Consider the following 13,541-nt stretch of genomic DNA (forward strand, 5'->3'; position numbering starts at 1 on the left):
GTGATTCTTGAGCGTTGTGTTGTTCGTTGTCTTGAAAAATGGCGTGCCTCGGTTCAAGGACGCAATGCCATCGTCGCGGGCAAGCGCGTCCACGGCAGGTCGCCCGGCTCCACCGCCATCGGGCCGGCGGCCTTGGCGACGAGGATGGTGCTGGCGATGGGTGTGAAGTCGGCGCGGAAGTGCACCGAACTCTTGTTGACCAGGATCTTCATGGCTTCCGGCTCGATGCCGACATAGCGGAAGAATTCGCGGTCGAGCATCTGCGTCTTCTGGGAACTGACCACGACGAGCACGCCGTCGACGTCGAGGCAGGCGCTGGGGCCGAGCGAGACCTTGCTGCCCCGCCCCATCGGCCCCTTCATCATGACCTTGCCATCGCTGAGCTTGCGCACGACGGCGCGCACCGGCACCGGCGGATCGCTGAACTGCCCCGCCCAGGTCGGCACCGATTTGCCCAGCGTCACGTCGATCTGCGCGCCTTCGCCGGCGACATGCGCGGCGGCGGCGGCCTCGGGGTCGAACAGCAGGCCGATCGCCACCTTGCCCGGCATGCGCTCGCCAGCCTTGAGCGCGAGCAGCGCGCGCAGCATGCCGGTGGTGTTGCTGTCGCCGCCGGCGCCGGAGTTGTCCTGCGTGTCGGCGATGACTACGGGCTTGCCGGCATCGGCGGCCAGCGCCATGGCTTTGGAGACCGCGGCCTCGGGCGAGAGGATGTCGAGGATCCATTGGCTGCGCGGCTGGTCGGCGCGCTCGAACAGCGCCTGCGCGGCCGGCTCGGCCTCGTCCCCATAGCCCCAGACCACCGGTCCGCATTCCGAGATGTCGGCAGCCGGAAAACCCATGGCAAAGCTCAGCACGCTGTCGTGCTTCGCATCGAGCGACTTGAGCGTTTCATACACGCCATCAGCCGGGGCCATCATGGTGCACTGCGCATTGAGCGAGAGCAGGAATGACAGGCGGCGCACGGCCATCGGCTCCTTGCTGCCGCGCGCCAGGCGACGCTCCAACAGCTTTGCCGCCAGCCGGCCGGTGTCGGCCGTGTCCACGTGCGGATAGGTGCGGTAGGCGACGAGCGCGTCGGACACGTCCAGCATCTGGCGCGTGACGTTGGCATGCAGGTCCAGGCTGGCGACGATCGGCACCGCCGCGCCCACACGCGCACGGATGCGCGCGAGCAGTTCGCCTTCCGGGTCTTCCAGGTGTTCGGTGACGGCGGCGCCGTGCAGGTCGAGGTACACCGCGTCGACCGGGCCGCTGGCCAATGCCGCCACCAGGTCTTCGTCGATGGCCGCGGCGATGCGCTCGAAGGCATCCTTCGTGACATGCGCCGACGGCACGGCGCCGGCCCATGCCGATGGCGCCAGCGTCCAGCCGCGTTCCTCGGCATGGTCGATGAAGCCACTGATGGGCAGCGTCAGGCCGCGGTAGGCGTCGATGATGGCCTGGCCGCGCCGGTACGGCGGAAAGGCCGAGCCGGCTTCGAAGGCGGCCCAGTCGGCCTTGGTGGGAGCGAAGGTGTTGGTTTCGTGCTGGAAACCGGCGATGAAGACTCTCAAGTCAGGTCCTTTGGGTGAGCAGAATTTTTTCTTGTGGTCCCTGTGTCGGCACGGAATCTCAGGATCGGTGGAAGGCGAAGTCGCGCCCCGGCGCAGCCGCCAGCAGCCGGCGCGTGTAGTCCTGCTTCGGCTGGAAGAACACGTCCGACACCGCGCCCTGCTCCACGATCTGGCCCTGGTGCATGACGATCACGCGGTCGCAGATCTGGCTGGCCACGCGCAGGTCATGGGTGATGAACAGGATGCCGATGTGGGTCGCGCGCTGGATCTCGTCGAGCAGCTTCAGGATCTGCGCCTGCACCGACACGTCCAGCGCCGACACGGCCTCGTCGGCGATGATGAGCTTGGGCTTGCAGGCCAGTGCACGCGCAATCGAGATGCGCTGGCGCTGCCCGCCCGAGAACTCGCTCGGGTAGCGGCGCAGTGCCTCGGGCTTGAGGCGCACCAGGTGCATCAGGTCTTCCGCCTCCTTCCAGGCCTGGTCGCGGCTCACGCCGAAGTTGAGCGGCCCTTCGATGATCGAATCACCGACGGTCTGGCGCGGGTTCAGGGAGCGGTACGGGTCCTGGAAGATCACCTGCACGTCGCGGCGATAAGGCGACAGGCCGCGCCCCTTCAGATGCCCCACCGACTTGCCGCTGGCATGGATGTCGCCCGAGGTCGGATCGATCAGCCGCGCGATGCAGCGCGCCACCGTCGACTTGCCCGAGCCCGATTCGCCGACGATGCCCACGGTCTCGCGCGGACGCACCTTGAGCGAGACGTCGCGCACCGCGTTCACCGTGCGGCGCTTGCCGGGCCAGGAGCCGGTGGTGTACGTCTTGCAGATGTTCTTCGCGTCGAGCAGCGGCTCCGCGTCGGCGACCGGCGCACGCGCCTGCGAGGCCAACTCGGGCACCGCATCGAGCAGCATCTTCGTGTAGGGCTCGCGCGGGCGCGTCAGCACCTCGTGCTTGTCGCCCTTCTCGATCATGTGGCCGAGTTGCAGCACCACCACCTCGTCGGCAATCTCCGCCACCACGCCGAAGTCGTGCGTGATGAACAACACCGCGGTGCCGTTCTCGGTCTGCAACTCGAGGATGAGCTTGAGGATCTCGGCCTGCGTGGTCACGTCGAGCGCGGTGGTCGGCTCGTCGCAGATCAGCAGCACCGGCCTGAGGATCAGCGCGATGGCGATCACGATGCGCTGGCGCTGGCCGCCGCTCAACTGGTGCGGATAGGAGGCGTAGATGCGTTCCGGCTCCGGCAGCTTCACGCGCGCCATGATCGCGAGGATCTTCTGCCGACGCTCGGCCGCGCCCATCTGCACGTGCTGCACCAGCATCTCGTCGATCTGGTCGCCGCAGGTCATGACGGGGTTCAGCGCGGTCATCGGCTCCTGGAACACCATCGCCATCGAGGGGCCGCGCAGGTCGCGGAACTCGTTCTGCGGCGCGCCGACAAGTTCCTTGCCTTGCAGCTTGATCGAGCCCGCCGTGGGCGTGAGTCCCGAAGGCAGCAGGCCCATGACGGCATTGGCGATGACCGACTTGCCGGAGCCCGATTCGCCGAGCAGGCAGACGATCTTGCCGGGCGGCACGTCGAAGCTGATCTTCTCGACCGCATGCGGCCGGTCGCCGCCGCGCGGCAGCGAGATGGCGAGGTCGCGCACCGCGAGGACTGGCGTGGAGGAAGTGCTTGCGTTCATGGCTTCACTCGCCTCGCTTGTTGAACTTGGGGTCGAGCGTGTCGCGCAAGCCATCACCCATCACATTGACCGACAGCACCGTGAGCGCGAGGAAGATGCCGGGGAACAGCACGTTGTGCGGGTACTGGTTGAACTGCGCACGGCCCTCGGCCATGATGTTGCCCCAGGTCGCCATCTCGGCAGGCAGGCCCACGCCGAGGAAGGACAGGATGGCCTCGACCAGGATAGCCGTCGCGCACACGTAGGTGCCCTGGATGATCATCGGCGCGATCGCGTTCGGCATGATGTGCTTGAGCAGGATCTTCCACGTCGGCGTGTCGAGTGCGATGGCCGCTTCCACATACGGCTCCTCGCGCACGCTCAACACCACCGCTCGCACCAGCCGCGCCATGCGCGGGATTTCCGGCACGGCAATCGCGAAGATCACGATCGGCAGCGTGCCGCCGAACAACGCCACCAGGCTCACCGCAAAGAGGATGCCGGGGATGGCCATCACGCCGTCCATGAGCCGCATCACGATGCCGTCGAGCCGCCGGAAATAGCCGGCCATCAGCCCGACCGCGAGGCCGAACACCAGCGTGAACAGCGCCACCGCGATGCCCACCGTGATCGACACGCGGGCGCCGTACAGCGTGCGGCTCCAGATGTCGCGGCCCAGGCTGTCGGTGCCCATCACGAACAGGTGCTCGAAGGTGTTGCCGTCCAGGCTGTTGAACTCGCCGCGCGTGCCGGGCAGCAGGTTGGCGCTGCCCGGGTCGATCGCGCCGGGGTCGATGGTGCCCAGCACCGGCGCGGCGATGCCCATGAGGATCAGCACCACCAGCACGCTGCCCCCGATGCGTACCGACCAGTTGTCGAGCACGCGCTTCCACAGCGGTCGGCGCTTCTTCGCGGGTACCGCCGCCTCGACGGGCAGGGGTGCCTCGTCGAGCGCCGAAGTCATGTCGGTCATTTCTCTTGTTCCTCGACGCGCGGTCAGTAGCGGATGCGCGGATCGAACACCAGGTAGCTGATGTCGACGAGCAGGTTGACGGCGACGTAGATCACCGAGAAGAAGAGCGTGATGCCTTGGATCAGCGGAAAGTCGCGCGACAGCACCGCATCGACCGTGAGTTGCCCGAGCCCCGGAATCGCGAACACCGATTCGGTCACCACCACGCCGCCGATCAGCAGCGCGATGCCGATGCCGATCACCGTGACGATTGGCACCGCCGCATTCGCCAGCCCGTGCTTGATGAGCACGCGCGCTTCGGAGATGCCCTTGGCGCGTGCCGTGCGCACATAGTCCTCGGTCATGGCCTCGGCCACGGCGGCGCGCGTCACGCGGGCGATCAGTGCCACGTAGATGATCGACAGCGTGATCGCCGGCAGGATCAGGTTGCGCAGCCACGGACCGACACCGTCCCCTATCCGGTTGTAGCCCTGCACCGGCAGCCATTGCAGCTTCAGCGCGAAGATCCAGATCAGCACATAGCCGATCACGAAGGCCGGTATCGAGAAGCCCAGCGCGGAGAAGCCCATGAGCCCGCGGTCGAGCCAGCCCCCATGCCGCCAGGCCGCGATCACGCCCAGCGGCACCGCGATCAGGATGGTGAAGAGCAGCGTGACACTGGCCAGGGAGACGGTCGGCTCGATGCGCTGCGCGATGAGTTCCGTCACCGGCTTCTTCATGAAGAAGGATTCGCCCAGGTTCCCCTGCACGACCTTCCAGCCCCAGCGTGCGAACTGCGTGGGCAACGCATCGTTGAGACCCAGGTTCTCGCGCACCTTCTGCAAGTTTTCCGTGGTCGCGTTGTCGCCGACGATGTTGGCCGCCGGATCGCCCGGCGCCAACCGCGTCATGAGGAACACGATGAGGGCCACGACGACCAGCACCGGGATCGTGGCGACGATGCGCCGCAGGAGAAAGCTCAGCATGGGGCCGTGCTCAGTTCTTCTTCAGGCCCCAGAACACACCGACGGGCGATGGGATCAGGCCGGTGACCACGTCCTTGCGCAGTGCCGAATACAAGGTCCACTCGCCGATCGGCGCATACACAGCCGCGTCGATCACGCGTTCCTGGATGGCAGTCGCCAGCGGCTTGCGCTGCTCCTCGGTGGTGGCGGCGAGGAATTCGCCCTTGAGCTTTTCCAGCGGCTCGTCGGTGGTCCAGCCGAACCAGCCTTTCTCACCATTGCCGGTCATCGGTGCGAAGAACATCGGGTTCATGTTGTCGGCCACGCTCCAGGCCGTGATGAAGGCATTCCAGCCGCCTTCCGCCGCCGGCTTCTTGACCGCGCGGCGCGCGACCAGCGTCGGCCAGTCCATCGAGACCATGTCGACGTTGAAGCCAGCCTGCTTCAGCAAGGCGGCCATCACCGGCGGCAGCTTGTTGAGCGAGGTGAAGTTGGCCGGGTACATCAGCACGATCGGCTCATTCTTGTAACCGGCCTCCTTCAGCAGCGCCTTTGCCTTCTCGAACTGCGGCTTGCCGGTGAAGTAGGAAGTCTTGTCGGACCAGTAGGTCGAGCCCAGCGGATAGATCGAGGGATTGGGTTTGTAGAGGTCCTTGCTGATCATCTGCGCACGCAGCAACGCCTCCTGGTTCACCGCCATGAACGCGGCCTGCGCGATCTTCACGTTGTTGAAGGGCGGCACCATGCGGTTCAGGTGCAAGGCGAACGAGGCCGACGGCACCTGCTTGCCGAGTTCGATCTTGGGGTTGTCCTTGAGCGTCGCGTACTGGTCCGGCGGGGAGATCTCGAGCATGTCGACTTCGCCGTTGGTGAGCGCGTTGACCTGCGTCTGCGCATCGTTGAGCACGATCCACTCCAGGCGGTCGACGTTCACGATCTTGCCGCCGGCTGTGCCCGAGGCCGGCTCCTTGCGCGGCACGTACTTGGTGTTCTTGATGTAGACGACCTTCTCGCCCGGGCGGTATTCGTCGGTCTTGAAGATGTAGGGGCCGGAGCCGACGGTGCTGCTGATCTGCTGGTCGGCCGGCGTCTCGGCCACGGCCTTGGGCATGATGAACGGCGGATTGGCCGATGGCTTGGCGAGCGCCTCGATCACCATGCCGAAGGGCTCCTTGAAGGTCATCACGAAGGTCTTGTCGTTCTTCGCGTCCATGCTGCCCATGGCGGCCATCATCTTCTGGCCCAGCGCATCGCGTTGCGCCCAGCGCTTGATCGACTGGATGACGTCGGCCGAAGTGACAGGCTTGCCGTCGTGGAAGGCCAGGCCGTCGCGCAGCGTGAAGGTCCATGTCTTGCCGTCGGCGCTGCTGTTGTAGTCGCCCACCATCTGCGGGCTGACCTTGCCCTTGATGTCGACGCCGAACAGCGTGTCGTACACGTTGTAGCCATGATTGCGCGTGACGAACGCGGTGGTCCAGATCGGGTCGAGGATCTTCAGGTCGGACTGCGGCACCATGCGCAGGACCTTGGGCGCATCCTGCGCCAGCGCAACGCCGGCAGCGGTCGACATCAGGCCGCCGACAAGGAGGGTGAGGAGGGACTTCTTCAATGACATGGCTGGCAGTTCCTAAGGTGAAAAACAGGTCGCAGAGACGCGACAACAAAAATCAGCGGGGCTTCTTGCGTGGCAAGACGTCGAATCCGGACTCGACCTGGACGGCGAGCTTGGCCAGGCAGGCCTCGAACACCTCGACCTCTTCGCTGCTGAGCACCGACAGCAACGACTTCTCCATCTTCCGGCCGAGGCGATCGCACTCCTTGACGATCTCGCGGCCCTTCGCGGTCAGGTGCAACTGCACCCAGCGCGCATCCTCGGTGCCGATCTGGCGCACCAGCAACTCGCGCCGTGCCAGCGCAGTCACCAACTTGGACACCAGCGTCTTCTCGAGCCGTGCCTCGCTGGACACCTCGCCCTGCGTGATGCCGGGCCGGCGATGGGCCAGCCGCAGCACGCGAAGCTCGCGCAGGCTCACGTCGCAGGCCTCCTCGTAGATGGCGGAAGCCATCTGCTTGGCCTGGTCGTTGACGACGTCCATCCTGAAGGTCAGGAAATCTATGGCGGGGCGTGACATGCATCTCTCCTTTTTTATTTCTATCGGCAATAGTTGCTAGCTGCAACTATGTATGAACATTAGCAGCATCCGTGCCATCTGACGATCCCGGGGATTTCCCGATGTCGGCACCAGATTGGCGCATTTCAGAGGAACCGTTCCTGGGCGGAATCGATGTCGATCTCGACCCTGGCCGTCAACCGGGCCAGGCATTGCTCGAAGGATTGAAGTTCCGCATCGGACAGAACGGACAGCATCGATTTCTCCATCCTCCGACCCACGCGCTCGGCGCGCCGGACCACGTCCTGCCCGTACTCGGTCAGGAACAGGTGGCCCGACCGGGCGTCCTGCGCGCCGGTTTCGCGCACGATCAGTCCGCGCTCGGCGAGCGCCTTGACGATCCTGGAGCTGCTTGATTTCTCGAGTTCTGCGAGGCCGGCGACCTCGCCCTGGGTGATACCCGGTTGATGGGCCACGAGCCGCAGAACTCGCAGTTCGCGCAGGCTCACGCTGCACGACTGTTCATAGATGTCCGATGCGAGCGCCTTGGCCTTGCGGCTGAACACGTCCACCCTGTACGTGAGGAAGTCAATGGCTGCATGCGACATCCCGGCTCTCCCTGGTTGCAATTGGAAACAGTTGCCAACTGCAACCTCCCCTGGAAGCACCATAGCAGCATCCGTGGCGGGCCGTCATCCGCGATTGCACCGATATTCCACGCCGCGGGTTCGGTCCACGCTGGCGGGCTTTTCATCCGATCCACCGATTGGGAAGCGCCCGCACCGGGAAGGGGCGAAGCGACGGGCGCACAGCCACGGAACCGCCGCCTCGAGCGGCTGCCCGGGAGTCGCAGGCGCCCTGGGGTTGGCTACTGGACGGCCGTCACCACGCCCCGTCCGGAGAAGTGCCCCTCTGCATTGGCCAGGAAACGCAGGAAGGACGCCTCGGTCGCCTCCGGCGACCAGCCGGCCAGGTGCGGAGTGATGAGGAGGTTGTCGAAGCCGATGAGTTGCTCGGGAGGCTTTGGCTCGCTCTCGTAGACGTCGAGGCCGGCACCGGCGATGCGCTGCTCGCGCAGGGCTGCGGCCAACGCCTCCGTATCGACCACGCTGCCCCGGCCGATGTTCACGAGAAAGCCCTTGGGCCCCAGCGCATCGAGCACCTCTGCATTGACGATGTGCTTCGTCGCCGGGCCGCCGGGCGCCGCGCACACCAGCACGTCGGCCCATTCGGCGAGCGCCTTCAGGCTGTCGAAGTAGGGGAGCGGCGAGCCTTCCTTCGGCTTGCGGTTGTGATAGCCGACGGGCATGTCGAAGCCGGCCGCGCGCCGCGCGATCTTCTGCCCGATGGTGCCCATGCCGAGGATGCCCAGGCGCTTGCCGGAGACATTGGGCGGTTGCGGGATCGCGAGGCGCCACACGCCTTCGCGGCACTTCTGGTCGAGCATGCGGAAATTGCGCACCGCGGCGATGACGAGGCCGAAGGCATGGTCGGCCACGCAATCGTCGTTGGTGCCCTGCCCGTTCGCGACCACGATGCCGCGCGCACGGGCCGCGTCGAGGTCGACCAGTTCGAAGCCGGCGCCCATGCAGCAGATCAACTCGAGCTTGGGCATGGCGGCCATCTCGGCGGCGGTGACGCCGAGCACGCCGATGGTCAGCACCACGCGGTACTCCGCGCCGCGCTCGGCGATGGCGGCGACGCGATCGGCGGCGGTCGGCGCGTAGCGCATGTCGTAGTGCTCTGCGAGGCGGGCCTGGTGTTCGCTGGAGAGCGTGGTGGCCACCAGCAATGGAATCTTGTCGGACATTCGGTATCGGCTCCTGGGAAAAGCTAGAGGACAGGTGCGGCTTCGACTTGCTGCATGGACCACATCCGGGCGTAGCGACCATCCTGCGCGAGCAGGCCGGCATGGGTGCCGCGCTCGACGATGACGCCGCCCTCCAATACGAGGATTTCATGCGCATCGACCACCGTCGAGAGGCGGTGCGCAATGACCAGCGTGGTCTTGTTCCGCGCGGCGCTCTGCAACTCCGCCTGGATCGCGCGTTCGTTGGCGGAGTCGAGCGCCGAGGTGGCTTCGTCGAAGATGAGGATCGGTGGGTCCTTCAGCAGCGTGCGCGCGATGGCGACGCGCTGCTTCTCGCCACCCGACAGCTTGAGGCCGCGCTCGCCGACCGGCGTGGCATAGCCCTTGGGCGTGGCGGCAATGAAGTCGTGGATGCGCGCGGCCTTCGCGGCGGCCACGACCTCTTCGTGCGTGGAACCGGGGCGACCGTAGGCGATGTTGTATTCGACGGTGTCGTTGAAGAGGACGGTGTCCTGCGGGACGATGCCGATGGCCTGGCGCACGCTGGCCTGCGTCACGCTGCGGATGTCCTGGCCGCCGATGGTGATGCGGCCGCCGCCGGCGCCGGGCGACCCGACTCCGACGTCATAGAAGCGGTACATCAATCGAGCCAGCGTGGACTTGCCTGACCCCGATGGTCCGACCACCGCGACCGTCTTGCCTGCGGGGATCTCGAAGCTCACGTGCTTGAGGATGGGGCGCGAGGGCTCGTAGGCGAAGCTGACGTCTTCGAAGCGGACGGTGGCGTCGGGAGAGGTACCCTCACCTCGGCCCTCTCCCGCTCGCGGGAGCAGGTGCAGATTCAACGGCTTGGCATCGGGCGCGTCGCGCACCTCGCGCTCCTTTTCCATGAGCACGAACATCTTGTCGAGGTCGGTCAGGCTCTGCTTGATCTCGCGGTAGATCACACCCAGGAAGTTGAGCGGGATGTAGAGCTGGATCATGAAGGCGTTGACCATCACCAGGTCGCCCAGCGTCATGCGCCCCTCGACCACGCCAGAGGTCGCGCGCCACAGCATCAGCACCAGGCTCACCGCGATCAGCATCTGCTGGCCCGTGTTGAGCATGCTCAAGGTGCGCTGGCTCTTGATCGCGGCCTTGCGGTAGCGGTCCAGGCTGGCGTCGTAGCGCTGCGCCTCGAACTCCTCATTGTTGAAGTACTTGACCGTCTCGTAGTTCAGCAGCGAATCGACCGCGCGGCTCTGCGCCACCGAATCGAGCTCGTTCATGGTCTTGCGGAACTGGGTGCGCCACTCGGTCACCGTCACGGTGAAGGTGATGTAGAGCACCAGCGCCACCGCCGTGATCCAGACGAACAGCGAATCGAACTTCACGCCGAGGATGGTCAGCACCAGCGTCAGTTCGATGATGGTCGGCACGATGCTGTAGAGCGACATCGAGATCAGTGAATGCACGCCGCGCGTGCCGCGCTCGATGTCCCGCGTCATGCCGCCCGTTTGCCGCTCCAGGTGGAAGCGCAGGCTCAGCGAATGCAGGTGCCGGAACACCTCCAGCGAGATGCTGCGCGCCGCGCCTTCGGTGGCCTTGGCGAAGACCAGTTCGCGCAATTCACCAAACAGCGAGGTCGAGAAGCGCAGCAACCCGTAGGCCACGAGCAGGGCGATGGGCACCACCAGCAGCGCCTGCGCCATGTCGGGCTTGGGCGTCATGGTGTCGACCAGGTTCTTCAGCAACACCGGCACGCCGACATTGGCGACCTTGGCGCCCACCATGAAGCTCAGCGCCGCGAGCACGCGCCACTTGTATTGCCAGAGGTAGGGGAACAGGCGGCGCAGGGTCGCCCAGTCGGAACGGTCGCTGCGCTCCGGCGCGTGGGCGCCCGCGTGAGAAGGTTGAGAGAGTGTTTCGCCGCTGCGGCGCATGGATGACAATCGTGGATGTAGTTTTCTTCAGATTGTGCCCATGTCCCATACTCCAAGCGCCAATGCGGCCACGACCCTCAAGAGCCTGCCGACCGACATGGACCTGGTGCTCAAGGTCATCCCGATGCCGGCCGATTGCAATGCCAATGGCGACATCTTTGGCGGCTGGGTCATGGCCCAGTGCGACCTGGCCGGCTCCGTGATCCCGGCGCGCTATACGAAGGGGCGCATGGCGACCGTGGCGGTCAATGAGTTCGTGTTCAAGCAGCCCGTGCGCCTCGGCGACATCCTGTCCTTCTATTCGAAGCTGGTGAAGGTCGGACGCACCTCCGTCACGGTGACGGTCGAGGTGTTCGCCGAGCGCTTCAAGACGCAGGGCGAATACATCAAGGTGACGCAGGCGACATTCACCTACGTGGCCATCGACGGGAACGGCCGGCCGCGGCCGATCGAGCGGGACTGAAAGGAAACCCACCCCCGAATGCGCCTGCGGCGCTCCCCCTCAAGGGGGCGCACCCAGCGGCCCGGCAAAGCCGGTTCCGCGGGTGCCCCCGAACAGGCAATACTCGCGCTCGTTTCATATATCAGGGCTGGAAGCCGGAGTTCTTGACGACCGGCGCCCACTGCGCCTTGTAGGCGGCCAGCATCGCCACCGTCTGCGCGCTGCTGCTCGCCACCGGCACCATCTCCGCCGACTTGAAGCGGGCCTGCAAGGCCGGGTCGGCCATCGCCTGCTGGATGGCCGTGGCGATGGTGCGCTGGCGCGCGGCCGGCATCGAGGCTGCCGCATAGACCACGTTCCAGCCCGAGGCCGAGAGGTCCAGCCCAGCCTCCTTGAAGGTCGGCACGTCGGGCAACGTGGAGGAGCGGCGAACGCCGGACACGGCCAGGATCTTGATCTTGCCCGTCTTGGCCAGCGGCTCCAGCGCATCGAGCGAGTCGAAGGCGATCGGCACGTGCCCGCCCATCAGGTCGTTCATGAGCGGCGCGGAGCCCTTGTAGCCGACCACGGGCATCTTGATCCCCATCTTGTCGCCGAGCATCAGGCCAAAGAAGTGCGGCAGGCTTCCGGTCGCGGGCACGCCGGCCGCCACCTTGTCCTGGTTGGCCTGCATCCAGGCCCGCAGATGGCCGAATTCGCGCACCGGCACCGCCGGTCCGACCGCCACCCCGAAGTCGTAGCTCGTGATCTGCGAGAGCGCGACATAGTCCTTGTCGGGGTCGTAGCCGTTGTCCTTGAACACCAGCGGCGCGACCAGCATGGTGGCCGGGTTGGCCAGCAGCACCAGGTTCTGGCCCGAGGTGTCCTTGTAGACCTGCTGCGCGGCCAGGCGACCACCCGCGCCTACGCGGTTCTCGACGATGACGGTGACGCCAAGCCTGGGCGCGATGGCATCGGCCAGCAGGCGCGCCGCGCGGTCGGAGGTGCCTCCGGCCGGATAGGGCACGACGATCTTGAGGGTGCCGCCTTCGAGTGCGGGCGTTTGCGCCAGGGCAGTGCTGCCGAGCGCGGCGAGCACGGCGCCGGCGGCAAGGACTTGTCGTCTGGTGAGGGTCATGGGCTTCGTCTCCTGCGGATTGTTGTGTCGCGCACTCTAGCGCGAGCCACGCCGCGGAAACGAACCCGGGCGGCCAGCTCGCCGCCGTGCTGGATCAGACCTTCGAGAAGTCCGGCTTGCGCTTTTCCATGAACGCGCTGAAGGCTTCCTTTGCCGCCGGCGAGCGCATCGCGTTGGCGAAACTCACGCTCTCCACGCCGATGCGTTCCAGCACCGCGGGCTGCTGGCCCATCTTGAGCAGGCGCTTGGTCTCGACCAGCGCCGACAGCGGCTTGCCGGCGAGCTTGCGGGCCTGCGACTGCGCGATGCCGTTGGCTTCGGTCGGTGGCACGACACGGTTGACCAGGCCGACTTCCAGGGCGGCCTCTGCCATGAAGGGCTCGCCCAGCAGCAGCGCCTCGGCGGCGCGGTGGTAGCCGAACATCTGCGGCGCCAGGATGCTCGACGCGGCCTCCGGCACCAGGCCGAGGTTGACGAAGGGCATCGAGAAGGCGGCGTTGTCGCCCGCATAGACCAGGTCGCAATGGAACAGCAGCGTGGTGCCGATGCCCACCGCAGGGCCGCAGACGCTGGCGACGATCGGCTTGGGGAAGGCCGCGATGGTGCGCAGGAAGCGGATGGCCGGCGACTCGGCGTCAGTCGCCGCCGCCGGCTTGGCCGACTGCGCCATGAAGTCGCCGATGTCGTTGCCGGCGCTGAAGATGGTCGGGTCGCCCTGGATCAGCACGGTGCGCACGGCGGCGTCGTTTGCCGCCTGTTCGAGCGCATCGGAGAGCGCGTTGTACATCGCGCCGGTGATCGAGTTCTTGCGCTCGACGCGGTTGAAGGTCAGGGTCATCACACCGGCTTCGGTGTGGACGAGGATGTCGCTCATGGTGAGTCTTTTCCGTTCAAGGTGATTGAGGGGAACTGGGTGCGTGAAGAATCCGTAGCGAGCGGCTCGAGGTTGCGAGGAGGACCGGAACCGTACCCAGGTACGGTGAGGACCGCAGTCGCAAGA

General features: G+C 66.1%; 12 protein-coding genes. 1 reads left to right on the forward strand and 11 read right to left on the reverse strand.

Annotated elements, in window-relative coordinates; translation table 11 throughout:
• Positions 1 to 53: 53 nt before the first annotated feature.
• The 9 genes from WKW79_RS08975 to WKW79_RS09015 form a co-directional block, all read right to left on the reverse strand.
• A complete protein-coding gene (locus WKW79_RS08975) occupies positions 54 to 1,556 on the reverse strand; it encodes a M81 family metallopeptidase (protein ID WP_340334793.1) in 1,503 nt (500 codons plus the stop codon).
• Between the two features lie 58 nt (positions 1,557 to 1,614).
• Positions 1,615 to 3,243: a dipeptide ABC transporter ATP-binding protein gene (locus WKW79_RS08980; RefSeq protein WP_340334794.1), complete on the reverse strand. Its 1,629-nt coding sequence runs from the start codon at positions 3,241 to 3,243 to the stop codon at positions 1,615 to 1,617.
• 4 nt (positions 3,244 to 3,247) lie between these two features.
• A complete protein-coding gene (locus tag WKW79_RS08985) occupies positions 3,248 to 4,186 on the reverse strand; it encodes an ABC transporter permease (protein WP_340335178.1) in 939 nt (312 codons plus the stop codon).
• A 32-nt stretch (positions 4,187 to 4,218) separates the two neighbouring features.
• Entirely contained in the window at positions 4,219 to 5,160 is a 942-nt protein-coding gene (locus WKW79_RS08990) for an ABC transporter permease (RefSeq protein WP_340334795.1), read from the reverse strand.
• Positions 5,161 to 5,170: 10 nt separating this feature from the next.
• Positions 5,171 to 6,754: an ABC transporter substrate-binding protein gene (locus WKW79_RS08995; RefSeq protein ID WP_340334796.1), complete on the reverse strand. Its 1,584-nt coding sequence runs from the start codon at positions 6,752 to 6,754 to the stop codon at positions 5,171 to 5,173.
• Positions 6,755 to 6,806: 52 nt separating this feature from the next.
• On the reverse strand, positions 6,807 to 7,271 hold the full coding sequence (locus WKW79_RS09000; RefSeq protein ID WP_340334797.1) for a MarR family winged helix-turn-helix transcriptional regulator: 465 nt from the start codon (positions 7,269 to 7,271) through the stop codon (positions 6,807 to 6,809).
• 125 nt (positions 7,272 to 7,396) lie between these two features.
• Entirely contained in the window at positions 7,397 to 7,816 is a 420-nt protein-coding gene (locus WKW79_RS09005; RefSeq protein ID WP_340334798.1) for a MarR family winged helix-turn-helix transcriptional regulator, read from the reverse strand.
• 302 nt (positions 7,817 to 8,118) lie between these two features.
• The gene (locus WKW79_RS09010) at positions 8,119 to 9,060 is read right to left on the reverse strand and encodes a 2-hydroxyacid dehydrogenase (RefSeq protein WP_340334799.1); all 942 of its coding nucleotides are present in this window, start codon (positions 9,058 to 9,060) and stop codon (positions 8,119 to 8,121) included.
• 23 nt (positions 9,061 to 9,083) lie between these two features.
• Entirely contained in the window at positions 9,084 to 10,982 is a 1,899-nt protein-coding gene (locus WKW79_RS09015) for an ABCB family ABC transporter ATP-binding protein/permease (protein ID WP_340334800.1), read from the reverse strand.
• 40 nt (positions 10,983 to 11,022) lie between these two features.
• Between WKW79_RS09015 and WKW79_RS09020 the strand changes: the two genes are divergently transcribed.
• Positions 11,023 to 11,445, forward strand: coding sequence for an acyl-CoA thioesterase (locus WKW79_RS09020; RefSeq protein ID WP_340334801.1), 423 nt, complete (start codon positions 11,023 to 11,025; stop codon positions 11,443 to 11,445).
• A 121-nt stretch (positions 11,446 to 11,566) separates the two neighbouring features.
• On the opposite strand, the gene WKW79_RS09025 is transcribed toward WKW79_RS09020, so the two are convergent.
• Both WKW79_RS09025 and WKW79_RS09030 read right to left on the reverse strand, forming a co-directional pair.
• Entirely contained in the window at positions 11,567 to 12,541 is a 975-nt protein-coding gene (locus tag WKW79_RS09025; RefSeq protein ID WP_340334802.1) for a tripartite tricarboxylate transporter substrate-binding protein, read from the reverse strand.
• Positions 12,542 to 12,635: 94 nt separating this feature from the next.
• Positions 12,636 to 13,415 carry an enoyl-CoA hydratase gene (locus WKW79_RS09030; RefSeq protein ID WP_340334803.1) on the reverse strand — a complete coding sequence of 260 codons (780 nt, stop codon included), beginning with the start codon at positions 13,413 to 13,415 and terminating at the stop codon, positions 12,636 to 12,638.
• Between the last annotated feature and the right edge of the window lie 126 nt (positions 13,416 to 13,541).

The sequence above is a fragment of the Variovorax robiniae genome (assembly GCF_037889955.1).
Lineage (GTDB): Bacteria > Pseudomonadota > Gammaproteobacteria > Burkholderiales > Burkholderiaceae_C > Variovorax > Variovorax robiniae.

Excerpts from the sequence above, each read along its gene's own strand:
- WKW79_RS08980 (WP_340334794.1), bottom strand. The coding sequence starts at position 3,243 with ATGAACGCAAGCACTTCCTCCACGCCAGTCCTCGCGGTGCGCGACCTC.
- WKW79_RS08985 (WP_340335178.1), bottom strand. The coding sequence starts at position 4,186 with ATGACTTCGGCGCTCGACGAGGCACCCCTGCCCGTCGAGGCGGCGGTA.
- WKW79_RS08990 (WP_340334795.1), bottom strand. The coding sequence starts at position 5,160 with ATGCTGAGCTTTCTCCTGCGGCGCATCGTCGCCACGATCCCGGTGCTG.
- WKW79_RS08995 (WP_340334796.1), bottom strand. The coding sequence starts at position 6,754 with ATGTCATTGAAGAAGTCCCTCCTCACCCTCCTTGTCGGCGGCCTGATG.
- WKW79_RS09000 (WP_340334797.1), bottom strand. The coding sequence starts at position 7,271 with ATGTCACGCCCCGCCATAGATTTCCTGACCTTCAGGATGGACGTCGTC.
- WKW79_RS09010 (WP_340334799.1), bottom strand. The coding sequence starts at position 9,060 with ATGTCCGACAAGATTCCATTGCTGGTGGCCACCACGCTCTCCAGCGAA.
- WKW79_RS09015 (WP_340334800.1), bottom strand. The coding sequence starts at position 10,982 with ATGCGCCGCAGCGGCGAAACACTCTCTCAACCTTCTCACGCGGGCGCC.
- WKW79_RS09020 (WP_340334801.1), top strand. The coding sequence starts at position 11,023 with ATGTCCCATACTCCAAGCGCCAATGCGGCCACGACCCTCAAGAGCCTG.
- WKW79_RS09025 (WP_340334802.1), bottom strand. The coding sequence starts at position 12,541 with ATGACCCTCACCAGACGACAAGTCCTTGCCGCCGGCGCCGTGCTCGCC.
- WKW79_RS09030 (WP_340334803.1), bottom strand. The coding sequence starts at position 13,415 with ATGAGCGACATCCTCGTCCACACCGAAGCCGGTGTGATGACCCTGACC.